We start from the raw sequence: 24,792 nt of genomic DNA, 5'->3' as shown, positions 1-24,792 counted from the left end.
AGGGAGCGTGACAGCCACTTGAAGCCTAGCCTTGGAAAGAAACTAATCGGTCTTATTGTTGTCTTCTCTATCTGTCTTATTGGACAGACCCTATTGCCCGTATTTAGTTACGCATCTTTGCCGGATGAGCTTCATCTGTTTGCCGGACGCGAAACGGATCTTAAAGTAGCAGCTCCAGTCGATGCAAGTGTGTCTGAACATCCTGAAGTTCTGCAAGTCAATCTCAGTAAGAATGGCGGCGGTCTTAAGGATGAATCCAAGTCCCACTCTGTTCATCTGTATCCGCAGCGTGAAGGTGCGACCAAGCTTACTTGGAAGCTATTTGGCAAAATTCCGTTCAAAACAACGGATGTCACGGTCGTTCCTGATCTCAAGGTTGTGCCAGGCGGCCAAACTATTGGTGTCAAAGTAAAATCAGCAGGGATATTAGTGGTGGGTCATCATTTGGTTCATTCCGCTAATAAGACACCGATATCTCCTGGAGAAACCGCGGGTATTAAGCTCGGTGATTTGATTACCCATATGAATGGAAAATCGTTAACTGGGGTCAATGGAGTGGCAGATGCAGTTCTTGAAGCTGGGAAGTCTAAGAAGCCTATTGAGATTACGCTAACTCGTCAAGGAAAAGTGTTGAAGACCAAGCTTACACCAGCATTTGACGAAGAAGATCAGGTATGGCGGCTTGGACTCTACATTAGAGATTCAGCAGCTGGTGTAGGGACTTTAACCTTCTATGCTCCCGATCAAGGTGTGTATGGAGCATTAGGTCACGTAATTACGGACATGAACACACAAACTCCGATTGTTGTGGGTAGTGGAGAGATTGTCCAATCCAATGTTACCTCGATATCCAAGAGTGAATCTGGAGATCCTGGAGAGAAGAGAGCTCATTTCTATAAAGAGAGCAAGATTCTCGGTAACATTGAGCGCAATACTCATTTTGGTATTTTTGGCAAAATGTCAGATAATCCAGAGCACAGCCTATATGGTAAACCGATTCCTGTTGCCTTTGCTCATGAAGTGAAAGAAGGTCCAGCAGAAATTCTTACTGTTGTCGACGGGCAGAAGGTTGAACGCTTTACAGTCGATATCGTTCATGTATCAGATCAGTCGCAGCCGGCAACCAAAGGGATGGTTATTCGAATTACAGATAAACGTCTCATTAACAAAACAGGTGGGATTGTTCAAGGCATGAGTGGAAGCCCGATTGTGCAGAATGGGAAATTGATTGGCGCGGTTACTCACGTGTTCGTGAACGACCCAACGTCAGGATATGGGTGTTTTATTGAATGGATGCTGCAGGATGCTGGTGTGGTCATTCCTCAGAAAAAACAAACAACGAATCTTAAGGCCAGTTAGAGCCTTAAGATTTTTTTGTCGAAATAATAAGAACTTCATCATAAATTGAAATAAAATAAAATATTATAAATCAACGCATATAAAAAATAAAGAAAAATAATTTTCGACAGAAGGATTTTCCTCCCCTATGTCGAAAATCTAAAGAGGTAAGGGAATGACAAATCAATAATCGTCTAAGGGAGGAAATACACTTGCAAAAAATCGAAGTATTATTGGCTGATGATAACAGAGAGTTCACGAATCTGCTGGCTGAATATATATCGGAGCAAGAGGATATGGAGGTAACGGGAATCGCTTATAATGGCGAGGAAGTTCTTCAGCTGCTTAGTGACGGAAGAACCGTTCCTGACGTTTTGATACTTGATATTATTATGCCGCATTTGGATGGCCTTGGTGTTCTGGAGCGTTTGCGCGAGATGGATTTGTCACCGCAGCCTAAAGTGATTATGTTAACTGCATTTGGTCAGGAGAACATAACGCAAAGAGCTGTTCAATTAGGAGCTTCGTATTACATTTTGAAACCATTTGATATGGAAGTGTTGGCAAATCGTGTTCGTCAGCTCATTGGTACTCAAACCATTACAAGCAGCAGCTCACAAGTAATCTCCTCCTCCAACAAGTCAAATGTCGTTCCAATCGGAAAAACAAAAAATCTGGATGCAAGCATTACATCGATTATTCATGAGATTGGTGTGCCTGCTCACATCAAAGGCTATCAGTATTTGCGTGAAGCGATTACGATGGTTTACAACAACATCGAGATCTTGGGCGCAATTACCAAAACATTGTATCCTGCGATCGCTGAGAAATTTAAAACAACACCATCCCGAGTCGAGCGAGCTATACGTCATGCGATTGAAGTCGCTTGGACAAGAGGGAATATTGATTCCATAAGTCATTTATTTGGTTACACCATCAACATCAGCAAATCCAAGCCAACGAACAGCGAATTCATTGCGATGGTAGCGGATAAGCTGAGAATCGAACATAAAGTGTCTTGAAAGGATAAAGATAGATAAATAAGCAGTGCATATGATCTGTTATGGTTTTCCTTGTCCTGAGATAGACGTAAATGAATAAATATACATGCGCTTGCCGAAATTGGAGGTAGGCGCTTTTTCTAGGGAAAAGACACAGGGGAGCGAGGGTACGCTGATGATGTATATGATGATTAGCGTTGCGGTCGTTATTATAATCATTACTGTCCTGAGATGGAAGAAGAGGCAGCGAGCCAAGTTAAGGAGCAATGTCATTTACTTGAAGAATGTTCGGAAACAGCGTACATTACAAAAGTGCTCCAAATGTAATAAAAAAGGTGAGCTTCGATTTTACTCAGACCCAAGTGGAAATGTTACCGGTATGTGTAAAGAGTGTAAGGGGAATTCAAACACTCAAAAAATGCTTCCGCTATGACAATTAACCACATAAGGAGCGTTATGGTATTATTGGTGGTTATTACATTACATTTTGCTTTGCTTTCGTTTTACAATTGTAGTACATTAGCAGAGAATAAGGAGGATTCTAATGTACTCAAGTAGACAAGACGATACGTTATACATCATGACATACACACTAAGCAGCGGAATTAAGGGGACCGTTCCTTTGTCTAGCAAGCAAATTCAGGATTGGCTCCAATGCTATAAAAGCGATACGAAATTCATTGCTGAGATTGGTAAAGAGTTCTTTGGATTGAATCCAACACTCGTATCGGATTTTAAAGTTCATAATCAATTTTCAGATTATCAGAATGTGATTATGCCGGTACAACAGGACAATATGGATCGTTTATCTACCGCATACCGCGCGAACGAAATTCTGATGAAGATTGATTGCAAATGCGGAACCGCTTATGTAACGGAATCTCCTTATAAGCGAACGAAGTGGTACTGCACTAAATGTAAGGAAATTGTATTCCTCGATATGAAGAAGGGCATGGTGGAAACGTCACGAGGAGATGCATATTACATGACCAATAAATATTTCGTGACAAGAGAATAGCCATGCGAGTCCAATATGGTGATGAGGCTTGTCCGACAGCCGAAATATAAAAAGGAGTGACCGACATTTCATACGGACACTCCTTTTTATTAGGTGCTGATTCTCATTCTAATCGAAGTTTGATGCAAAGCGAGTATTTGCCTATTTCCCCTAATGGATATCTAGCACTTAACCTTATGGGGAGGTACGAAGCATTTTCTGCATCTCGGCTCATAGGCTTCTGAATCCCCGATCATGATGACCGGTCCGAGTGTCACAGGTTCTCCATTGACAATTCTTTGAGTGAATACAGCCTCAGGACTTCCGCATACCGCACAAAAGGCAGTTAACTTTTCAATGTCATCGGAAATAGCTAGTAATCCGCCGATATAGCCGAACTCCTTTCCACGATAATCCATATTTAATCCATCGACGATGACATGCTTTCCACAGTAGGCCAGTTCCTCCACAATATCCATAATTTCACGGCTGAAAAACTGTACTTCATCAAAAGCAACCACATCAGCATCCTCGGTTTCGGTCATGATCTGTTTTATAATTTTAGGAGTCAGCTGTTTAGGAATGGCGATGGCAGGCAGCTTATAACCAATTCGGCTTACGATTTCATTAACTTCAAAACGATCATCTTCTGCGGGCTTATAAGCGACAACTTTGCGTCGGCCATATTTAATTAATTTTTGACAGCGTCGAATAAGCTCACCTGATTTCTCGCTGAACATGGGACCTGTAATGACAGTAATGCGACCTTTAGGCACGGTAATAATCTTCCTCTCTCTGTTACTATTCCGCTATAAATATGATTAATTTGAATTCAGTTAAGTATAGGTATCAAAAAAAGTGCCACTCTAGATTAACACATTCAAATGCATTGAAGCCACTTTTTTATCATCATTTAGGAAGTAATACTTGGAAGTGAAGCATACCCCATGGTATTGTTTTAAAGTTGAGGTGAAATAACAATGAATAATGATAAGAATGTACAGAGGCTGCGAGAGAAGTATGAGCAGCTACGTGATCATGCTGAGCTGACAGAGCCGGCTGTCAAGCTGTTTGAAGAAATACTGGGCGAGCTGGAGCACACGGCAGGTCAGAATGAACGACTCCGGAAAGTGATTCTCAAGCAATCCGGAAGCAGCCATAGAATGAACTCGAAATTGCGGGATGCTCTGATGGAGTAAAGAGTGTAAATAAAAAATCTCTTCCTTGTAGAAGAGACGAAGATGGAGCTCTATTTATCATCAGGAGATTCCACAGGCAAGGTTTCTTTGGGCTTCGCAGACAGCCGATCAGGCACGATAATGCCAAGGGTGATTCGCGCGATCATGCCAAATGTGATACCAATGCCTGCAAACATATAAATCACGGTAAAGATTTTGGCAAAGGTCGTTTGCGGTGATAGCTCTGGATGACCCACCGTTGTTAATGTAACAGCAGAGAAGTACAAAGCGTCAATCCAGTCCCATCCCTCCACGCTGGAATAAAAAATAGTGCCAGAGAGCAGCGTCGCGAGCATGACTACGAACAGAGCTAGAAACTTTTTGTCCTTGAAGCCGTGATAAATGCCTTGCAGCAATCGTTTGAGGGTCAGTATGAAGGATATCATGTAAAAAGCGTCTCCTATCCGTATAAGATGTTAATAGAATATTATACCGGAATACGGGAAGAAGGTTAAGCCATGAATATACTATGAGGCAGTATCGGTGTTCTGTTTCCCTTTGAAGCGCGGGCCTACATAATTACGTTTACGGTCACGGAATAATATCCAGCCGCCAAGAAACGTCATACAGCAGCCGAATAGTACAAGCCCGAGTGAAAAAGAAAGCCACTCAAAGGCAGGTCTGGCTACCTCGTCATTGCCATGCTCGGCATAATAGTGAAACAAGGAGTCTTTCATCATAAGGAAGCCCCTCATGGCTCCAAGGCCAGGAATGACAAGAATGATTATGGCGATAAATCGGGAAAGCATGAGCTTCATAAGGAGATACCCCTTTTCATACGCACGTATTTTTCTATATGATACCTTGTCTTCTAGTAACTGTCTATTGAAAGCGGAATTTTTGTTATTCCATAAGCAGAAGAGTACAATAATGCTATATTGGTTAGTTACGATAGATTGGAGGATTTTATAATCATGGCAATTCATTGCGATGTCGCTATATTAGGCGGGGGAACGGGCGGATACGTAGCCGCGATTCGCGCTGCACAGCTCGGTAAAGAGGTTGTCCTCATCGAGAAGGACAAATTAGGTGGAACATGCCTTCATAAGGGCTGCATTCCGAGTAAATCTTTGCTGCGGAGTGCTGAAGTGTATGCAGAGATTAAAGATAGTGCCAGCTATGGGATTGAGACCGCAGAGGCCACACTTGTCTTCCCTAAAGTGCAGGAACGCAAAAATGCAGTGGTAGAACAGCTTCACCAAGGGGTCCAGTATTTGATGCGCAAAAATAAAATTACCGTGCTGCAAGGGAAAGGCAGAGTCATTGGACCATCCATCTTCTCGCCGAAGAGCGGTGCTGTGGCTGTAGAGCTGGACAATGGAGAGATGGAGAATGTAGTTCCCAGCCATCTTATTATTGCGACAGGCTCACGTCCAAGAATATTGCCGGGACTCGAGCCGGATGGCCGGTATATCCTTAGCAGCGACGAGGCGCTGAATCTGGAGGAGCTTCCGGAATCGATCGTCATTATAGGCGGAGGCGTTATAGGGATTGAATGGGCTTCTATGCTGAATGATTTTGATGTGAAGGTAACTGTGGTGGAGGCTGCAGATCAAATCCTGCCGCAGGAGGATGGGGACATCGCTGCTGAGATGCAGCGCCAGCTGACGAAGCGTGGAGTGAGGGTTGTTACCGGCGCAGCTATTGAACCATCAACATATGGAATCCAGGATGGACAAGCTACGATCGAGATGAAGACAAAAAAAGGAACAGAAACGCTTACGGCTTCTCAAATTCTCGTATCGGTTGGACGTACGGCAAATGTGGAAGGAATCGGTATAGAGAATACCGATATCAAGACAAAGAACGGCTTCATTCAAGTGAATGGCAATTTGCAGACAGGGGAGCCGCATATTTATGCAATCGGTGATTGCATAGGTGGACTTCAGCTTGCTCATGCAGCAAGCCATGAAGGCATTCGTGCTGTCAATCACATCGCAGATGCTGCCATGCATGTGTCACCTGATCATCTCATTCCGCGTGCCATCTATTCGAGACCTGAGGCAGCGAGTGTAGGCTACACGGAACAGCAGGCAAGGGAGCTCGGCTACTCCGTCAAGACAGGAAAATTCCCGTTTCAAGCCATTGGAAAATCGCTTGTTTATGGCAATCGGGACGGATTTGCGAAGGTTATCGCAGATGAGGCGACAAATGATATTCTAGGGGTCCATCTTATCGGTACGCATGTGACGGATATGATCAGCGAAGCTGCGCTGGCCATGCTGCTGGATGCTACCCCATGGGAAGTCGGACAACTGATCCATCCACATCCATCCTTGTCTGAAATTATTGGCGAAGCCATGCTGGATGTAGATGGGAATGCAATCGGCATGTAAACGTAACATTACCGTATTTGTATCCATTGAAATATCAACAAACTTCAAAACGTCTTTTCTTTTTGGAAAGAAAACGAGTATAATGAATCTAAGCCAAGTCTTAGTACCAGGTTTTAAGACAAGACAGTACTTAATCTTGAGCTGCTCTCAAAAGGAGGTTTGAAGTTTGAATTCAGACACGACATCTAAACAACACAAACATACGAAGCTTGGACTCTCAGACGGTCAAGTCATTGATATGTACAAATATATGCTGCTTGCACGGAAGTTCGATGAACGCTGCTTGCTGCTGCAACGAGCAGGAAAGATTAATTTTCACGTATCGGGGATCGGTCAGGAGACTGCACAGGTGGCAGCGGCCTTTGCTCTGGATCGTGAGAAGGATTATTTCCTTCCCTACTATCGTGATTATGGGTTTGTTCTGGCCGTCGGGATGACGCCTCGCGATCTGATGCTGTCGGCCTTTGCCAAGGCTGAGGATCCGAACAGCGGGGGACGGCAGATGCCGGGCCATTTTGGAAGCAAGAAGCTGCGAATTGTAACAGGCTCAAGTCCGGTGACTACGCAGGTTCCACACGCGGTGGGCGTTGCTCTGGCTGCAAAGATGCAGAAGAAAGACTTCGTTTCTTTTGTCACCTTCGGTGAAGGCTCCAGCAACCAGGGGGATTTTCATGAAGGAAGCAACTTCGCCGGCGTACACAAGCTGCCAGTCATTATAATGGTGGAGAACAATCAGTATGCTATCTCTGTACCTGTCCACAAGCAGCTGAGCGGTAAAGTAAGTGACCGTGCTTTAGGTTATGGATTCCCTGGCTTCAGAGTCGATGGCAATGATGCCCTGGAAGTTTACGCAGCCGTTAAGGAAGCCAGAGCACGTGCAGTTGCGGGTGAAGGCCCGACCTTAATTGAAGCGATGATGTACAGACTTTCTCCTCATTCCACTTCAGATAATGACCTGGCATACCGGACCAAAGAGGAAGTTGAGGAAAATTGGAAGAAAGACGGACTCGTCAAAATGAAGCAATACCTTATTGATTGTGGTATATGGGATGAAGAGCGTGATGCTGATCTGGCGGCACAGCTTGCACTGGAACTAAAAGAAGCGACGGAATCCGCAGACGCGGCCCCTTATCCTAAACCGGAAGATACACTGCTTCATGTGTATGCTGACGACCATTTGGGAGGGGGACAATAAGATGGCAGTTATGGAGTATATAGATGCAATAAGACTGGCTATGAAAGAGGAAATGGAGCGGGATGAATCCGTATTTGTGCTCGGAGAAGATGTAGGCGTTAAAGGGGGCGTGTTTACCACGACCAAGGGTCTGCAGGATCAATTCGGTGAAATGCGGGTCATGGATACTCCGTTATCCGAATCAGCGATAGCCGGTGTTGCCATCGGTGCGGCGATGTACGGAATGAAGCCGATCGCCGAGATGCAGTACTCGGATTTCATGCTTCCTGCAACGAATCAAATCATCAGTGAAGCTGCGAAGATCAGATATCGCTCAAATAATGATTGGAGCTGTCCCGTTGTGATTCGTGCGCCAATTGGCGGAGGGATATTTGGAGGACTGTATCATTCCCAATGTCCGGAATCGATCTTCTTTGGTACCCCTGGACTCAAGATTGTTGCGCCTTTTACGGCCTATGATGCCAAGGGATTGCTCAAAGCAGCAGTACGCGATCCGGATCCAGTTCTATACTTTGAGAATAAGAAAATGTATCGCTTAACCAAAGAGGAGGTCCCCGAGGACGATTACATCGTACCGATCGGAGTTGCCAATCTGCTGCGTGAAGGGGAAGACATTACCGTGATCGGGTATTCCCAGCCTCTGCACTTTGTAATGCAGGCAGCGGAGGAGCTGGAGAATTTGCAGGGGATTACAGCCCATGTTCTGGACCTTCGTACACTGCAGCCCCTCGATAAGGAAGCGATAATTGCGGCCGCGAAGCACACAGGAAAAGTACTTATTATTCACGAAGATAACAAAACCGGCGGAGTAGGCGCTGAAGTTTCTGCTATAATTAATGAGGAGTGCTTGTTTGATCTGGATGCACCGATAGCACGTCTATGCGGTCCGGATGTTCCGGCCATGCCGATCAGCCCTCCGATGGAAAAATTTTATATGCTCAGTAAAGACAAAGTGAAGGATGCAATGCTTAAACTGGCGATGTATTAATATAAATGGCCTACTCTCGGTGTTTCGATGAGGAGGCCATTTAAGGTAAAGTGACTTGATTGGAGTGAAACAATATGGCAGGACAAAAAAAATGGATTGAAATCGTAATGCCTCAGCTGGCTGAATCATTAGTGTCAGCGACCATTGCAAAATGGCTGAAGAAGCCAGGCGATCCTGTGGAGCAATATGAACCGATCTGCGAAGTCATTACAGATAAGGTTAATGCAGAAATTCCTTCAACCGTCGAAGGAATTATGGGCGAAATTGCAGCTGAGGAAGGAAGAACGGTGGCTGTGGGTGAGCTGATCTGCCGTATGGAGGTTCACGCGGCGGCAGGAACAGGAATCGTCGCAGATTCCTCAACCCATGAGAGCAGCAGTACAGCAGCATCGGAATCCGAACCTCAAGATGCAGACGGTTCGATGCGCGGCCGATACTCCCCTGCAGTACAGAGCCTTGCAGCAGAGCACGGTCTGGATCTGAAGGATGTGCCTGGAACAGGAATGAATGGCAGAATTACTCGCAAGGATGTATTGCGCTATATTCAAGAAGGTGCGCATCGGAATCAGCAGGCGGTGATCTCAAATCATGTGGATCGAGAGTCCACCCAGCAAGAGGATATGCGTTCAGCTGCCGATGCAACCGGGTATGCGGCTGAGCAGGCTATGCCTGTTCGTCATTCAGGGATCCATTTGTCCGAGACACCTAAGATTCCGAAAATCGAGATGGAAGGCTTCCCTCAAGGCAGAGCTGAGCAGTATATTGATGTTACACCTGTACGCAACGCGATCGCCCGGAATATGCGTCAGAGCGTCTCTGAGATTCCGCATGCCTGGACGATGATTGAGGTGGATGTGACCAACCTGGTAACTCTTCGCAACAAACTGAAGGACGAGTTCAAGCGCAGTGAAGGCATTAACCTGACATACCTGTCATTTTTGCTCAAAGCAGTCGTTAACGCAATCAAGGATTATCCGATTATGAACTCGGTATGGGCAGTGGATAAGATTATTGTGAAGCGAGACATCAATATAGCTCTGGCGGTAGGAACGGAAGATTCCGTCATGACACCGGTCATTCAGCGTGCAGATACGAAAAATATTGCAGGACTCGCTCACGAAATTGACGATTTGGCGAGAAGAACGAGAGAAGGTACATTGAAGCTGGATGATATGCAGGGAGGAACCTTTACGGTCAATAATACAGGATCCTTCGGATCGATTCTGTCCTATCCGATTATCAATTATCCGCAGGCAGCCATTCTGACCTTCGAATCCATTGTGAAGCGGCCTGTGGTCATTAATGACATGATTGCGGTACGCTCGATGGCCAATCTCTGTTTATCGCTGGATCATCGAATTCTGGACGGAGTCATATCCGGTCGTTTCCTGCAGCGGGTCAAAGAAAATTTAGAGGGCTATTCGCTCGAAACAAAGCTTTATTAATTCGTAATTATAGACTTTTTGCAGCAGCAATCCCGGAACGTAATTTTTCTCGAAAGGGTGTATATGCGCATGAGCAGACCGCTTGTTGTGAGCTACACAGAATTGATGGATTACGAAGAGGCTTGGAATTTGCAGAAAAAGCTCGTTAAAGAGCTGGATGAAGAGGAGCAGCAGGAACATCTGCTGCTCTTGCAGCATCCACCGACTTATACGATCGGAACACAGCGTCACCCAGAGCACTTGTTATACAGCCCGGAGGAGCTTGCAGACAGAGGCATTACTCTTTTTCAAATCGATCGCGGCGGCGATATTACATATCATGGACCCGGACAACTGGTAGGTTACCCCATACTTCGACTCGGTCGAGAAGAGGCTGTTGACTTGCATGGTTATCTGAGGCTGCTTGAAGAAGTCATCATTCAGTATTTAAGCCGATTTGGAATTGAAGCAGAACGTAAGGAGCAGTATACAGGAGTATGGGTGGACAACCAGAAAATATGTGCAATCGGCGTTAAATTCAATCGCAGTAGACGGACCAGAGGCTTTATTACAAGTCATGGTTTTGCATTTAATATCAAGTCAGGGATTCAGCATGAGGGATTCTCGGGTATTATTCCTTGCGGAATTGAAGAGTACGGTGTCACTTCGCTCGAGGATTGCACAGGCCGGATGTTCTCCGTCGAGAATGTAGCGAATGAGCTGGTGTCCATCTTTGCAAGCTTGTTCTCATTCAATCCGGCTTGGATGCCGGTGATGGCTTCAAAATGATGGAATAATGGAAGGCAAGACGGGTCTGTACGCTGTACTTTATGAATTCGCATAAAAAAGCTCTCTTCCCCTGAGTACGAGAAGAAAGCTTTCTAATGAGCAACTCGGTATTGATTATCCATATAATAGAGGCTCAATAACAATCAATAGAGTAGATGCAATCATAGCAATGAGCATGAGATAGACAATGATTTTGAACCATTTTTTCTGCTGCATTCATTAAAGCTCCTTTATAAATTGAATGTTGTGAATCTGTTTTCATATATTTTGTTATTATGAAATTGATTCGTATAATAAAGTCTATTGTAACGTATCTGCACTTGTTGTGGAAGTCATTGAAGAAGGGAAGTTAACCATGATTAAACAGGAACGGATTGTGGAAGAATTTATTGAGCTTGTCCAGGTGGACAGTGTTACTACACAAGAACAGAACATAGCCAAAGTGTTGACAGACAAATTTAGTAAGCTGGGACTTGAAGTCGCAGAGGATCAATCTAAAGAGCGTACAGGACATGGAGCCGGCAATCTGATTGTGACATGGAAGGCACAAGGCGTGCAGTCAGCACCGAACATATTTTTTACCTGTCACATGGACACGGTAGCTCCTGGTGTAGGCATTAAACCTGTCGTATCCGAAGATGGTTATATTCGCAGCGATGGAACGACCATTCTCGGCGCTGATGATAAGGCCGGAATTGCTGCCTTGTTTGAAGCGATTCGCGTCATTCAGGAAAATGATATTCCTCACGGACAGATTCAATTCGTCATTACAGTTGGAGAAGAATCGGGTCTTATTGGAGTAAGAGGCATGGAGCGAGATGCAATTGACGCGGAGCTGGGCTTTGCTCTGGACTCCACTGGAGAAGTAGGCGGTATATGTGTATCTGCACCGGCTAGGGCTCAGATCAAAATGAAGATCACGGGCAAATCCGCACACGCCGGCGTTAATCCGGAGGATGGAATCAGCGCCATTCAAGTCGCTGCTAAATCCATAGCGGCCATGAAGCTGGGGCGTATCGATCATGAAACAACCGCTAATATTGGCAGCTTCTCGGGGGGCGGCCCGCTGAACGTTGTGTGCGATTATGCGGAGATTGCTGCCGAAGCGAGAAGCATTGTGCAGAGTAAAGTAGAGCAGCAGGTGGAGCACATGCGCGAATCTTTGCTTAATACCTGCCGTGAGTATGGTGCAACAGGCGTATTTGAGAGCGAAATTGCTTATCCTGCATTTAAGCTGACGGAACAAGATGAGGTAGTACAGCTCGCTGCTGCTGCAATCGAGAGCACTGGGTTGAAGCCGGAAACCTTCCCATCCGGCGGCGGCAGCGATGCCAATATCTTCAATGGATTTGGAATTCCAACCGTCAATCTTGCTTTGGGCTATGAGGATATCCATACGACAAACGAACGAATTAAGGTAAGCAGCCTTGTTGATGCAGCGAAGGTTGTTGTATCCATCGTGCAGGAAGCAGCTAAACGTTAATCCATTTTTTTGTTCATGCAGGTCTGGATAGGAATATTTCCTTCCAGGCCTTTTTGAAAGTATTCGAGAAAACTCAGGTTCTCGGGATAGCTCCGATCACTTCTTAATCGTTTGTATAAGCGGGGGAACGTCTTGTCTGCCCTTCATGAGCTCTTTGAGATGGGTTTCAGGTCCGTAATCTATAATCCAATGATTAAGTGTCTTTTTTATTTGATCTGCTTGTCCAATCATAAACAAGCCATTATTTGTTTTATAGCTCTTCATAAGGTGGGCCACTCCTTCAAATTAGGGTTATTATTACACCGTATGCCCACCGCCTTTAAACTATACACATGATTTAACGCCAGAGGAGGTCTTTATTTTGAAATCAAATCCGTACTTGAAACACCCGACATCGAATCCCGCACTGGTAGAAGAAACCATTTCAAGCAAAGAAATTTTTGACGGCAAGATCATTTCACTCCAGGTAGACACCGTAAAGCTGCCAAATGGACAGACCGGAACACGTGAGATTATTAAGCATCCTGGGGCTGTCGCTGTACTTGCGCTCAAGGGGGATAAGATGCTTGTTGTAGATCAGTACCGACAAGCGCTTGGCAGGACGCAGGTTGAAATTCCGGCAGGCAAGCTTGATCCTGGAGAAGACCCGATGGAAGCAGCTGGAAGAGAGCTGAGGGAAGAGACAGGGTATCATGCTCAGGAGCTCAAACCGCTGCCGGCGTTTTATACTTCACCAGGCTTTGCAGATGAGGTCATCTATTTATTTATGGCAGATCATCTTGAGGCAGGCCGTATGCAGCTGGATGAGGATGAATTCCTGGAAGTGATCGAGGTGACATTGGATGAAGCCTATGAGCTGATCCGGGAAGGCCGTATCAGTGATGCTAAGACGATCGTTGCGGTATATGCATGGCACTTGTATCAGCTGACAGGGAAGATATAAATCATGAATCCGAACGTGATAAAGACGGATCCTGTGCTGTCTACCTACTATGCTGATCTTCACATTCATATTGGAAGAACCGGTTATGGCGATGCTGTAAAAATTAGTGGGAGCCGTGATCTGACCTTTGTGGGCATTGCCAAGGAGGCGGCTGAACGCAAAGGGATCGATCTAATTGGTATTATTGATGCCCATTCTCCTGTCGTTCAGCGGGATATTATAGAAGCGCTTGATTCGGGTGAAATGACAGAGATTGATGGCGGAGGAATTGGTTATAAGGGTACAGTCATTCTGCTGGGAACCGAGCTAGAGGTGAGGGAGCCGGGTCGGAAAGAGTTCCATCTTCTTGCCTATTTCAGAACCTTGAAGGAGATGGAATCCTTCACAGACTATCTTTCCCGCTATATGAAAAATGTGAACCTCAGCTCACAGCGTGTGTACGTGCCGGCAATGGAATTACAGCGAGAGATCATATCCCGCGGCGGTATATTTGTCCCTGCACATATTTTTACCCCGCACAAAGGAATCTACGGAAGTACGGCGCATCGAATGGAAGAAGTGCTTGATTTAAGCCTGATCTCGGCTGTGGAACTGGGACTCAGTAGCGATACTGAAATGGCCGGCTATATTAGTGAATTGGACCGATATCCGTTCCTAACGAATTCGGATGCGCACTCCCTTGCCAAGATAGGCAGAGAGTATAATGAACTGGCTATGGCTGAAGCTTCATTCGATGAATTTAAGCTGGCACTTCAGTCACAGGCGGGACGCAGAATTGAAGCTAACTACGGTCTCAATCCGCGCCTTGGCAAATATCATAGAACCTACTGTGCTCTTTGCAGCAGCATATTAGATGAAGAGCAAATCTCAGAAGAACGATGCCCGTATTGTGGAAGGGACACGAAGTTGATACACGGGGTGCTGGATCGGATTCTGTCGATATCGGACCGTGAAACTCCTCTGGTGTCTGATCATAGACCACCGTATCACTATCAGGTGCCTCTTGAGTTTATTCCCGGTCTTGGGAAGGTGAAGCTACGAATGCTGATCGAAGCCTTTGGTTCTGAGATGGCGATATTGCACCGTGTATCCGAGGTGGATCTGGCAAGTATCGTGGGTAACGAATTAGCCGGGCTTATCGTTCGGGCAAGGAATGGTGAGCTTGGTCTATCCGCTGGTGGAGGGGGGACCTATGGAAGAGTCTCTCTATAGATTTCATTTTTAGAGTCATAGAGTAACGGACAAGTTCATAATGTAAGGTATGTAATGAGAAAGGGGACGACCTTAACCATGTTATTTCTCAAGCATACCTTCCGGGATCAAACTCCGCTCTATGTATTTGTCGCTGTTCTGTTTTTAGTCGGGGTCATTTTTGGTGCATTAATGGTGGGTGCGCTTACCCTTGATCAGCAGCAAGATCTGGCAGGGTATCTGGACAACTTTTTTGTTATGATGAATCAAGGAAATAGTTCAGGCAGCACATATATGGATATTGCGATGCTTCATTTAAAGTGGGTTGGTCTGATCTGGGTGCTTGGGCTGTCTGTTATCGGACTACCGGGCATACTAATATTAGATTTTCTAAAGGGAGTCCTTATCGGATTTACCGTTGGCTACATGGTGGGTCAATATTCCTGGAAAGGACTTCTCCTCGCCATGGTCTCTGTAGCACCGCATAATCTGCTCGTCATCCCTGTTATTCTCATATGCAGTGTGGCAGCCATCACCTTCTCGCTTCATATGATCAAGAGCCGTTTCTTCATGAACAGAAGCCGCGGGGTCAAGAGACCGCTGACAAGCTATATCGGGCTGACGATTGCTATGGCCGGACTAATGCTTGCCATTTCATCATTTGAGACTTGGGTAACGCCTCTCCTTATGCAGTGGGTTGCACCTCTGTTTGTATAATGTGACAAGTTGAACAGCCCTCTCTCTCATCGCTTGATATAGTTGACTTTATTAAAGATGAGACCCTATAATAATACAAGTGAGTTTTCGATCATGATGCAGTGATTTCCTAGGGGGAGGGAGAAGATGGAAGCACGAATCGAGAAAATAAAGCAGCAGTTACAATCCCAAGGCTATAAGTTAACGCCCCAGCGGGAAGCCACGGTAAGAGTCTTGCTAGAGAATGAAGAAGATCACTTGAGCGCAGAAGATGTGTTTATGCTCGTCAAGGAAAAAGCTCCCGAAATCGGTCTTGCTACCGTATATCGAACCCTTGAGCTGCTAAATGAGCTGCATGTCGTTGAGAAGATTAACTTTGGTGACGGAGTAGCACGCTATGATTTGCGCGGTGATACGAACAAGCATCATCATCACCATTTGATATGCGTTCAATGCGGCAGCATGGATGAGATACGTGAGGATTGGCTAGGACCGCTTGAAGAACGCTTGGAACGTGAGTTTAATTTTACAGTTCTCGACCATAGGCTTGATTTTCAGGGGATTTGTTTCCGCTGCAAAGACAAGAACGATCAGAAGCCTAATCAATAACATAAAGACTAGCAGATCAGACAAGCTCTCACCGGCTTTTGTTCGGGGGAGCTTTTTAGCGTTCTTATTCATAAATATGTGGTGAGCTTCTATTCTAAAGATATACATTTAGTATCCTGTTAGGTAAGATGGAGATAGAGTGAGAGCAAGCCTGTTTTTCCTTAAAATTTCGCGTTCGTCATAAAGCATGTGAATCGGTCATAGCCTAGACATAGCATGAGTGTAGGCTGGGAAGACTATCCGTGTAAATAAAGGACAAGACGTGAATGAAAGGCGGGATAATTCATGGTTTTTTCACTCCGCAGAATGTTTCGACTCGTTCGATTTCTTATCGTATTTGCTGCACTTGTATACATGTTCTATAATGTGTTCAATCTATTTTCGGAATGGATTACACCGGTGGATCACTACAAAATTCCAGAGGGAAATGCGCTTAAAGTATTTCATCATGAGGAAGGCACAGGCCTTGTTATGGAGAAGACGAGTATGCTCGAACGACTGCGCTTCTTCTATTGGTATGGTGAATAAGGGTGTTGATCTAAAGTCATAATGAAAATTTGTAGTAAGGGAGCGTAATAAAGCCGATGAGGAATTATGTGCAGCCTTACATGAATTATTTACAGGAAGACAAGGGCTCTTCCTTAAGTACACTGGAATCCTACAGACGTGATATAGAGCAGTTTATTGGGTATATGGATAAGGAACAGATTACACAGGCTCAGGACGTTTCACGCAATCAAATTGTGCTGTACATGGGATATTTGAAGAAGCAGAAGAAGGCAGCTTCAACGATTGCTCGTAATGTGGTTTCGATCCGTTCTTTTTTCCATTATTTGATGTATCAGGGTGTTGTGCAGAAAGATCCAACGTATCATTTGGACTCACCCAAATTAGAAAAGTCTCCTCCCAAAATTCTTACCATTGCAGAAGTGGACAGACTACTATCGCTGCCTGACTCTTCAACACCGCCTGGGGCAAGAGACAAAGCCATGCTTGAGCTGCTGTATGCGACGGGGATTAAAGTCTCTGAATTGGTGCAGCTTAATGTGAAGGATTTAAATCCGCAGCTGAGGTTTTTGAGAACCGGCAGCAACAGTGCCAAGGAGCGGGTAATCCCTATAACAGGGGTTGCTGCCCAAGCGACAGCCGAATACGTGAATCATGCCCGGAGTGCGCTGTTGAAGGCGAATGGAGAAGAAGAGGCACTGTTCGTGAATACGAATGGTGCCAGGCTGACCAGGCAGGGAATCTGGAAGATGATTAAGAAGTACGCTGAAGGTGCTGGACTCGCTGAAGGAAGAATTACACCACATACGTTAAGGCATTCCTTTGCGGCTCATCTACTGGAGAATGGCGCCGATTTAAGATCGGTACAGGAAATGATGGGACATGCAGATATTTCAACAACCCAGATGTACAGCCATGTAGTAAAACGAAATATGAAGGACGTATATGATCATTATCACCCGAGAGCGTAATCAATGCTGGGCACTAGATTGAATTGATAATACAGGAAGGGGTATTACGTACATCATGACAAACAATAAACCTAGATTCAAACGCATATGCTTTATCGTACTAGACAGTGTTGGGATTGGAGCATTGCCGGATGCACCCGAATTCGGCGACGAAGGTGCTCATACATTAGGACATATTTTGGAAAAAGTTCCTCATGTGAAGCTGCCGAACATGCAGAAATTAGGACTTGGTAATATCGCCGAAATTCCTCCGCTTGATCCAGTGGACAAGCCTCAGGCTTATTATGGCAAGATGAAAGAGGTATCGGCAGGTAAGGACACGATGACAGGCCATTGGGAGCTGATGGGTCTTAAGATTGACACGCCTTTTAATACATATCCTGATGGATTTCCTCAAGATTTGATTACCGAGTTTGAGAAGCAGACTGGCCGTAAGGTCATCTGTAACAAGCCTGCTTCGGGAACAGAAGTGCTGGACGAATACGGAGAAGAACAGATGAAGACCGGAGCCTGGATCGTATATACTTCGGCGGATAGTGTGTTCCAGATTGCTGCTCATGAAGATATCATCCCTCTCGAGGAACTGTACAAAGCCTGCAAGATTGCCCGTAAGCTGACGCTCGCTCCTGAGCATTCGGTAGGGCGTGTCATTGCACGTCCGTATGTCGGAACTCCAGGTGCTTTTAAACGGACCTCCAATAGACATGATTATGCGGTCAAGCCGCCAGAGCCTACCGTCATGAATGCGCTGCATAGTGCAGGGTATGATGTTATTGCCGTTGGTAAAATCAATGATATTTTTGACGGTGAAGGTGTAACTGAAGCGTATCCGACAAAAAGCAATGAGCATGGTATTGAAGTCACGATCCAGCAGCTGGGACGAGATTTCAATGGTCTTTTGTTCACGAATTTGGTCGATTTTGATTCATTATATGGACATCGCAGAGATCCGGAGGGTTATGCGGGTGCACTAGAAGTGTTCGATCAGGAGCTCCCTAAGATTATGGAGCGTATCAGTGAAGAAGATCTATTGATCATCTCGGCTGATCATGGGAACGATCCGATTCATCGCGGAACAGATCATACACGGGAGTATGTGCCGGTACTTATTTACAGTCCAGCTCTCAAGCAGCCGGGTGACACGATAGGAGTACGGGAGACGTATTCGGATCTGGGAGCTACGATCTCCGATAATTTCGGCGCAACGGCTCCGCTTCATGGGGAGAGCTTTCTGAATCAATTGAAGTAAGAAGAATGGAAATTCAAGCAAAAGGGGCTATTTAGCAAAATGGTAAAAATTCTAACACAAAGCATGGTACAAGAAGCAGCAGCTTTTATTAAAGAAAAAACAAGTGTGAAGCCCGAAATCGGGCTGATCCTTGGTTCCGGACTTGGCATTTTAGCAGAGCTTATTGAGGATGCGGTAGCGATTCCGTATGAAGATATACCTCATTTTCCCGTATCTACGGTTGAGGGACATGTGGGAGAGCTGCTGATTGGTAATATACAGGGCCGCCCGGTTGTCATGATGAAGGGCAGATTCCACATGTATGAAGGCTACGGTCCGGAAGTGACTGCCTTTCCGGTTCGAGTTATGAAGGAGATCGGCGTTGAAAAAATGCTGGTAACCAATGCGGCAGGCGGTGTAAATACCCATTATCATGCAGGCGATCTCATGATTATCTCTGATCATCTGAACTTGACCGGCCGTAACCCATTGGTTGGACCGAATGAGCCTGCTTTTGGTGTTCGTTTCCCTGATATGTCAGAAGCCTACAGCGGTAGACTGCGCAGTCTGGCTAAAACAACAGCTGAAGCACAGGGCTTTAACATTCAGGAAGGGGTATATGCAGGACTTCTCGGTCCCAACTATGAAACTCCAGCCGAAATTGTGATGCTGCGCAAACTTGGGGCTGATGCTGTCGGGATGTCAACCGTCGCAGAAGTCATTGTAGCGCGTCATACTGGTATTGAAGTGCTGGGTATCTCCTGTATTACGAACATGGCAGCCGGAATTCTGGATCAGCCTCTCTCACACGATGAGGTTATGGAAACCGCAGAACAAGTTAAAGGGAAGTTCCTTGGATTAGTTATGGCACTGATCCCATACATGTAAATTTACGAAGAGGGGAAATACACAATGAACCAAGTGAATACGACGATGTACGCTGGAAATATCGAGGAAGCCGCTGCATACATAACAAGCAAGCTGGGTAAATATTCTCCCAAAATTGGCTTGGTGCTGGGCTCAGGGCTCGGAGATTTGGGCGATCAAATCGAAGATGCCGTATATATTCCCTACGATGAAGTACCGCATTTTCCTAAATCTACCGTTGAAGGACATGCAGGACGCTTTGTGATCGGTCAGCTCGAAGGCAAGGATGTTATTATCATGCAGGGGCGTTTTCATTACTATGAGGGATATGACATGCGTACCGTTGTTATGCCCGTTTATGTAATGAAAAGACTTGGTATTCAGACTCTCGTATTAACGAATGCAGCAGGCGGCATGAACCGTGCTTTCAAGGCAGGAGATCTCATGCTCATCTCCGATCATATCAATATGACGGGAGCTAACCCGCTCATCGGACCCAATGATCCGAAGCTGGGAGTTCGTTTTCCAGATATGTCAGCAGCATATGATCCTGAATATCGCATATTGGCGAAGGAGCTGGCTAAAGATATACATGGTGAAGATGGATCCGTACTTGAGCTTCAAGAAGGCGTCTATTGCGGCATTAGTGGACCTACATATTCAACGCCTAAAGAATCCACGATGTTTGCTCTGCTTGGCGGGGATGCAATCGGGATGTCTACTGTAGGCGAAGTCATCGCGGCAAGTCATGCGGGACTGCGTGTACTGGGTATCTCCTGCATTACCGATATGGCGATTGGCGAAGAGCTTGAGCCGCTGACACATGAGCAGGTTGTCGCTGTAGCGAACCGGACAAAGCCGAAATTTATTGGACTGATCCGTGCATTTGTGAGCCGCGTGTAATTCTTTGAATTTGTTAAAAATAAAAGCAGCTAAAGGTGTGATCTAACGTATGAGAGCCGTTGATATCATTCAGAAGAAGCGAGATGGACAGGAGCTGTCAACAGAGGAGATCTCCTATCTGATTCAAGGATACAGCCGTGGAGACATTCCGGACTATCAGATGTCAGCTTGGGCGATGGCTGTCTTTTTCCAGGGCATGACAGCGAAGGAAACCGGGGATTTGACGATGGCGATGGCTAAATCTGGTGATCAGGTGGATCTGTCTCCGATTGCAGGCATTAAGGTAGACAAGCATTCAACGGGTGGCGTTGGTGACAAGACGACCATTGTTCTTGCCCCACTCGTGGCTGCAGCTGGTGTTCCGGTTGCTAAAATGTCCGGACGTGGTCTTGGTCATACCGGCGGCACATTGGACAAGCTGGAATCGATAAGCGGATTTCAGATTGAACTGGATCAAGAGCAGTTCTTCAAGCAGGTTAATGAGGTGGGGGCCGCGGTCATCGGACAAAGCGGCAACATGGCTCCAGCAGACAAGAAGCTGTACGCATTAAGAGATGTGACGGCAACGGTAAATGCGATTCCGCTGATTGCCAGCTCAGTGATGAGTAAGAAGATTGCAGCCGGTGCAGACGCAATTGTACTCGATGTCAAGACTGGCAGCGGTGCATTCATGAAGACGCTTGATGATTCAATCAAGCTGGCAGAAGCGATGGTCGATATCGGGACCCATGTAGGCCGTGAGACGGTAGCTGTCATCAGTGATATGGATCAGCCGCTCGGTCATGGCATCGGTAATGCCTTGGAAATTAAAGAAGCAGTAGAAACGCTGCAAGGAAACGGACCTGAGGATCTGGAAGAGGTCAGCCTGTTCCTGGCATCACATATGCTGGTTCTTGGCGGCAAAGCGGAGTCTGTAGAGGAAGCCCGCGAGAAATTGCGGGATATTCTATCACAAGGACTTGCGTTTGATAAGCTCAAGCAGATGGTCAAAGCGCAACAGGGAGATGTAGGACAAATTGAGGATTTGTCTCTTCTGCCGACCGCTAAGCGCACAATTGAAGTGAAGGCTCCAACGGATGGGTATGTGGCTGGGATTGAGGCTGAGGCCATTGGAATTAGCGCCATGCTGCTTGGCGCCGGCCGTGAAACGACCGATTCCGTCATTGATCATGCGGTTGGAGTAACCCTTGTCAAAAAAGTCGGCGATCAGGTGAAGGCTGGTGAGGTGATTGCGATGCTTCATGCCAATGATGGAAGCGACAGCAAGCTTCAGGAAGCAGAGCAGAAGCTTCAGCAGGCATATAAGATCTCAGAAGCTCCCGTGCCTGAGCAACCTTTGATCTATGCTTTGGTGACGAAGGATGGAGTTCAGCGCTTTGTATGATATATAGGTGGTATAACGAACAAGAAGCTGAAGGGCAGCATCACTGTCCTTCAGCTTCTTTTTATATTCATCTAGCTCTCAATTACATCTTTCGTCGCAAATTTTTAAATCCCCTTCGATTTGAACGGTGGAATGCTGGATATGAAACTCCTGACGCAGCATGTCTTTAGCTTGTTTTAGCAGCAGATCCCGATCGGCCGAATTCGATACAACCAGATGAACAGTCAGCGCTGTATAATCAGAGGTTATTGACCAGCTGTGGAGGTCATGAAGTTCAACTACACAAGGCAGACCAAGAAGCTTGCTGCGGATATCACTTAGATTTACGGATTCTGGCTTGCCTTCCATCAGTACATGCATGGAATCTTTGGTAACTCGGTATCCACTGACAAGTATAAGGACGGCTACGAGCAGACTGGCGATGGGGTCGGCAATAGACCATCCGAAGAACATCATCAGAAGACCTGCTGCAATAGCTCCGATTGATCCTAATAAATCTCCCAGGACATGGAGAAATGCACCTCTCAAGTTCAAGTTCCCTTTGACATCACCACCTGTCATTAATACAACGGCTACGATGACATTAATGATCAGGCCAAGCACAGCAATGGTCAGCATCCCTGTACTTGCCACTTCAGGTGGCGCAGCAAACCGCTGAATCGCTTCCCATATGATCAATACAGAAATGACAAGCAGGGTAATCCCGTTCAGAAAAGCAGCGATAATCTCGAATCGCTTATAGCCATAGGTTTTTGAGCTGCTCGCTGATTTCTCACCAAATTTAAACGCAAAAAGAGCGAGTGCCAGTGCGATCCCGTCGCTTAGCATATGTCCTGCGTCAGCAATCAGGGCCAAGCTATGTGTGATGAGCCCTCCAACCACTTCAATCAACATAAAGCCGGTGATAAGTAAAAAGGAAATTAACAGAGCCTTTTTATTATCCGTATGAATATGAGAATGACCAGGCCCATGGCTGTGATTATGACTGTGGCTGTGATCATGGTTGTGATCGTGTTCATAATCGTCGTGATCGTGATGATGACGCTGTTCGTGAACAGGCCGCTCATTGTGGTCATTTTGATGTGTATGCTTCATCGTCATTCCTCCGCATGATAATTTCTATGATTAGTGTTGTTGCAGACGATAGTGAATCTAAATTTACCTTACCCTTGACCCGTTATTCTATGTAAAGCCGAATGTATGAGAAGCTCTTCATTGGACTTACTGTACTTACTTACCCCTTATGTGATGTTCAATATCTTGTAATTGTAGGAACTGCTATTTTTCATAGACAGACGAATCAATTTCATAATTGATTCAGACAAGGAATAATTTGGAGGATTCCTGACGACAATGAATAGCAGTATAACGAATCAAGCTATCAAGCTACAATGTAGCATTCACATGAGGAGGATAATATTGCCATGAAACAAGGAGCTAGGCTACTCACCGCTATAATATTGTCGGCAGCACTGATCGTTCCAAGCAGCGCATATGCGGAAGAGCCTGCAGGGCCGCAAACGGAGAAGACAACCCCGGCAGTGGATCTTGCGGAAAATGCAAAATCAGCGGTCATGCTGGATGCGGACACAGGAACGATTATTTATGAGAAGAACGGCCATGAGAAACTGCCTCCTGCCAGTATCACGAAGATTATGACCATGCTGTTAACAATGGAAGCCATTGATTCCGGCAAGCTCAAGTGGACTGACAAGGTTCGAGCGAGTGAATATGCATCTTCCATGGGCGGATCTCAGATCTTTCTGGAGCCGGGCGAAGAGATGACCGTGGATGAGATGTTAAAAGGGATTGCCATGGCATCGGGAAACGATGCTTCCGTAGCAATGGCCGAGAAAATTGCCGGCTCTGAAGAAGCATTTGTACAGATGATGAACGATCGAGCAAAAGAGCTGGGCATGAATGATACCCATTTTGCCAATTGTAACGGTCTTCCGGTAGAGAATCATTATTCTTCAGCACATGATATTGCTATTATGAGCAGAGAGCTGCTTAAACATAAAGACATTACCAAATATACCGGAGCCTATCAGGACTATCTGCGAAAAGACAGTGCCAAGCCGTTCTGGCTTGTGAACACGAACAAGCTTGTGCGTTTCTATACTGGTGCCGATGGCTTAAAAACAGGCTATACCTCGGAAGCAAAATTTTGCTTGTCCGCCACAGCAATGAAGGATGGTATGCGTGTCGTCGCGGTCGTGCTGGGTGAGCCTAATACGAAAACGAGAAACAGCGAAGTGTCGAATATGTTCGATTACGCCTTTTCACAATATACGATGAAGCCTATTTATAAACAAGGGGACGTTATCGGTAAAGTGAATATTGAGAAAGGAAACATCAAAGAGCTGGAGCTGGTGGCTGATGAACCTTACAGTGTACTGATGAGAAAAGGCAGCGCCGGGGAAACGACGCAGCAGCTGACTGTCCCTTCTGAAATCAAGGCCCCGATCAAAAAAGGTCAGGTGCTGGGCAAGCTTGTAGTATCTCAGGATAACAAGGTACTCAAGGAGTTTGACATTACAGCAGCGGTAGACGTTGATAAAGCAGGCTTCTGGAAGCTCTTCAAACGGACAACCTCTGATCTTTTCCGCTAAAATAAGCAGCTTTGTTGATTCATGAGACATTTCTTCTAGTTTTGTCGGAGTGCAGGAAAGCTGCAAATCGGCGTAGAAATGGTTGGTCATGA

Annotated in this window: 27 protein-coding genes; 21 read left to right on the top strand and 6 right to left on the bottom strand. The window is 45.8% G+C overall.

Annotated elements, in window-relative coordinates; translation table 11 throughout:
* The first annotated feature begins 18 nt into the window (after positions 1-18).
* The 3 genes from spoIVB to PUW25_RS17310 all read left to right on the top strand — a co-directional run bounded on the left by spoIVB (position 19) and on the right by PUW25_RS17310 (position 3,357).
* Positions 19-1,359, top strand: coding sequence for a SpoIVB peptidase (gene spoIVB, locus PUW25_RS17320; protein WP_047911063.1), 1,341 nt, complete (start codon positions 19-21; stop codon positions 1,357-1,359).
* 191 nt (positions 1,360-1,550) lie between these two features.
* Positions 1,551-2,360 carry a sporulation transcription factor Spo0A gene (spo0A, locus tag PUW25_RS17315; RefSeq protein ID WP_047911064.1) on the top strand — a complete coding sequence of 270 codons (810 nt, stop codon included), beginning with the start codon at positions 1,551-1,553 and terminating at the stop codon, positions 2,358-2,360.
* A gap of 523 nt (positions 2,361-2,883) precedes the next feature.
* A complete protein-coding gene (locus PUW25_RS17310) occupies positions 2,884-3,357 on the top strand; it encodes a hypothetical protein (protein WP_047911066.1) in 474 nt (157 codons plus the stop codon).
* Between the two features lie 161 nt (positions 3,358-3,518).
* On the opposite strand, the gene PUW25_RS17305 is transcribed toward PUW25_RS17310, so the two are convergent.
* Entirely contained in the window at positions 3,519-4,112 is a 594-nt protein-coding gene (locus PUW25_RS17305; RefSeq protein WP_090723910.1) for a thymidine kinase, read from the bottom strand.
* 204 nt (positions 4,113-4,316) lie between these two features.
* Here PUW25_RS17305 and PUW25_RS17300 point away from each other — a divergent pair, with 204 nt between their 5' ends.
* The gene (locus tag PUW25_RS17300; RefSeq protein WP_090723912.1) at positions 4,317-4,535 is read left to right on the top strand and encodes a hypothetical protein; all 219 of its coding nucleotides are present in this window, start codon (positions 4,317-4,319) and stop codon (positions 4,533-4,535) included.
* Positions 4,536-4,585: 50 nt separating this feature from the next.
* Here the strand turns inward: PUW25_RS17300 and PUW25_RS17295 are convergent, their stop codons facing one another.
* Positions 4,586-4,960, bottom strand: coding sequence for a potassium channel family protein (locus PUW25_RS17295; RefSeq protein WP_274337334.1), 375 nt, complete (start codon positions 4,958-4,960; stop codon positions 4,586-4,588).
* Between the two features lie 81 nt (positions 4,961-5,041).
* Entirely contained in the window at positions 5,042-5,332 is a 291-nt protein-coding gene (locus tag PUW25_RS17290; protein ID WP_274337333.1) for a DUF2627 domain-containing protein, read from the bottom strand.
* A 156-nt stretch (positions 5,333-5,488) separates the two neighbouring features.
* Between PUW25_RS17290 and lpdA the strand changes: the two genes are divergently transcribed.
* The 5 genes from lpdA to lipB all read left to right on the top strand — a co-directional run bounded on the left by lpdA (position 5,489) and on the right by lipB (position 11,306).
* Entirely contained in the window at positions 5,489-6,910 is a 1,422-nt protein-coding gene (gene lpdA / locus PUW25_RS17285) for a dihydrolipoyl dehydrogenase (RefSeq protein ID WP_274337332.1), read from the top strand.
* 166 nt (positions 6,911-7,076) lie between these two features.
* A complete protein-coding gene (locus tag PUW25_RS17280; RefSeq protein ID WP_076313081.1) occupies positions 7,077-8,105 on the top strand; it encodes a thiamine pyrophosphate-dependent dehydrogenase E1 component subunit alpha in 1,029 nt (342 codons plus the stop codon).
* A 1-nt stretch (position 8,106) separates the two neighbouring features.
* Positions 8,107-9,093, top strand: coding sequence for an alpha-ketoacid dehydrogenase subunit beta (locus PUW25_RS17275; RefSeq protein WP_274337331.1), 987 nt, complete (start codon positions 8,107-8,109; stop codon positions 9,091-9,093).
* Positions 9,094-9,167: 74 nt separating this feature from the next.
* Positions 9,168-10,538, top strand: coding sequence for a dihydrolipoamide acetyltransferase family protein (locus tag PUW25_RS17270; RefSeq protein WP_274337330.1), 1,371 nt, complete (start codon positions 9,168-9,170; stop codon positions 10,536-10,538).
* A 69-nt stretch (positions 10,539-10,607) separates the two neighbouring features.
* A complete protein-coding gene (gene lipB, locus PUW25_RS17265) occupies positions 10,608-11,306 on the top strand; it encodes a lipoyl(octanoyl) transferase LipB (protein WP_274337329.1) in 699 nt (232 codons plus the stop codon).
* 114 nt (positions 11,307-11,420) lie between these two features.
* Here lipB and prli42 read toward each other — a convergent pair whose 3' ends face one another.
* Positions 11,421-11,522 carry a stressosome-associated protein Prli42 gene (gene prli42, locus PUW25_RS17260; RefSeq protein WP_090723921.1) on the bottom strand — a complete coding sequence of 34 codons (102 nt, stop codon included), beginning with the start codon at positions 11,520-11,522 and terminating at the stop codon, positions 11,421-11,423.
* Between the two features lie 139 nt (positions 11,523-11,661).
* Between prli42 and PUW25_RS17255 the strand changes: the two genes are divergently transcribed.
* Complete coding sequence (locus PUW25_RS17255; RefSeq protein WP_274337328.1) at positions 11,662-12,789, top strand: M20/M25/M40 family metallo-hydrolase; 1,128 nt, start codon at positions 11,662-11,664, stop codon at positions 12,787-12,789.
* Positions 12,790-12,885: 96 nt separating this feature from the next.
* Here the strand turns inward: PUW25_RS17255 and PUW25_RS17250 are convergent, their stop codons facing one another.
* A complete protein-coding gene (locus PUW25_RS17250; protein WP_143042077.1) occupies positions 12,886-13,053 on the bottom strand; it encodes a Z-ring formation inhibitor MciZ in 168 nt (55 codons plus the stop codon).
* Positions 13,054-13,150: 97 nt separating this feature from the next.
* On the opposite strand from PUW25_RS17250, the gene PUW25_RS17245 reads away from it, so the two are divergent.
* From PUW25_RS17245 to PUW25_RS17200, 10 genes are all read left to right on the top strand, one after another.
* Complete coding sequence (locus PUW25_RS17245) at positions 13,151-13,732, top strand: NUDIX domain-containing protein (protein WP_274337327.1); 582 nt, start codon at positions 13,151-13,153, stop codon at positions 13,730-13,732.
* Positions 13,733-13,735: 3 nt separating this feature from the next.
* The gene (locus tag PUW25_RS17240; protein WP_205052717.1) at positions 13,736-14,944 is read left to right on the top strand and encodes an endonuclease Q family protein; all 1,209 of its coding nucleotides are present in this window, start codon (positions 13,736-13,738) and stop codon (positions 14,942-14,944) included.
* A gap of 78 nt (positions 14,945-15,022) precedes the next feature.
* Complete coding sequence (gene spoIIM, locus PUW25_RS17235) at positions 15,023-15,640, top strand: stage II sporulation protein M (protein ID WP_047911078.1); 618 nt, start codon at positions 15,023-15,025, stop codon at positions 15,638-15,640.
* 126 nt (positions 15,641-15,766) lie between these two features.
* The gene (gene fur, locus PUW25_RS17230) at positions 15,767-16,228 is read left to right on the top strand and encodes a ferric iron uptake transcriptional regulator (protein ID WP_047911079.1); all 462 of its coding nucleotides are present in this window, start codon (positions 15,767-15,769) and stop codon (positions 16,226-16,228) included.
* 285 nt (positions 16,229-16,513) lie between these two features.
* On the top strand, positions 16,514-16,756 hold the full coding sequence (locus PUW25_RS17225; RefSeq protein WP_047911080.1) for a DUF4227 family protein: 243 nt from the start codon (positions 16,514-16,516) through the stop codon (positions 16,754-16,756).
* Positions 16,757-16,812: 56 nt separating this feature from the next.
* Positions 16,813-17,706, top strand: coding sequence for a site-specific tyrosine recombinase XerD (gene xerD, locus PUW25_RS17220; RefSeq protein WP_274337326.1), 894 nt, complete (start codon positions 16,813-16,815; stop codon positions 17,704-17,706).
* A gap of 55 nt (positions 17,707-17,761) precedes the next feature.
* Positions 17,762-18,955 (top strand): phosphopentomutase, encoded by a 1,194-nt coding sequence (gene deoB / locus PUW25_RS17215; protein WP_047911082.1) that lies wholly within the window; start codon positions 17,762-17,764, stop codon positions 18,953-18,955.
* A 39-nt stretch (positions 18,956-18,994) separates the two neighbouring features.
* Positions 18,995-19,822 (top strand): purine-nucleoside phosphorylase, encoded by an 828-nt coding sequence (locus PUW25_RS17210; protein WP_047911083.1) that lies wholly within the window; start codon positions 18,995-18,997, stop codon positions 19,820-19,822.
* Positions 19,823-19,846: 24 nt separating this feature from the next.
* On the top strand, positions 19,847-20,704 hold the full coding sequence (locus PUW25_RS17205) for a purine-nucleoside phosphorylase (RefSeq protein WP_238546321.1): 858 nt from the start codon (positions 19,847-19,849) through the stop codon (positions 20,702-20,704).
* Between the two features lie 49 nt (positions 20,705-20,753).
* Entirely contained in the window at positions 20,754-22,088 is a 1,335-nt protein-coding gene (locus tag PUW25_RS17200) for a pyrimidine-nucleoside phosphorylase (protein WP_047911084.1), read from the top strand.
* A 78-nt stretch (positions 22,089-22,166) separates the two neighbouring features.
* Here the strand turns inward: PUW25_RS17200 and PUW25_RS17195 are convergent, their stop codons facing one another.
* The gene (locus tag PUW25_RS17195; protein WP_081872317.1) at positions 22,167-23,183 is read right to left on the bottom strand and encodes a cation diffusion facilitator family transporter; all 1,017 of its coding nucleotides are present in this window, start codon (positions 23,181-23,183) and stop codon (positions 22,167-22,169) included.
* Between the two features lie 329 nt (positions 23,184-23,512).
* Here PUW25_RS17195 and PUW25_RS17190 point away from each other — a divergent pair, with 329 nt between their 5' ends.
* Positions 23,513-24,700 carry a D-alanyl-D-alanine carboxypeptidase family protein gene (locus tag PUW25_RS17190; protein WP_047911085.1) on the top strand — a complete coding sequence of 396 codons (1,188 nt, stop codon included), beginning with the start codon at positions 23,513-23,515 and terminating at the stop codon, positions 24,698-24,700.
* The last annotated feature ends 92 nt before the right edge of the window (positions 24,701-24,792 follow it).

It is taken from the genome of Paenibacillus urinalis (assembly GCF_028747985.1).
GTDB lineage: Bacteria > Bacillota > Bacilli > Paenibacillales > Paenibacillaceae > Paenibacillus > Paenibacillus urinalis.
This window is presented reverse-complemented; position numbering and strand designations above follow the sequence as displayed.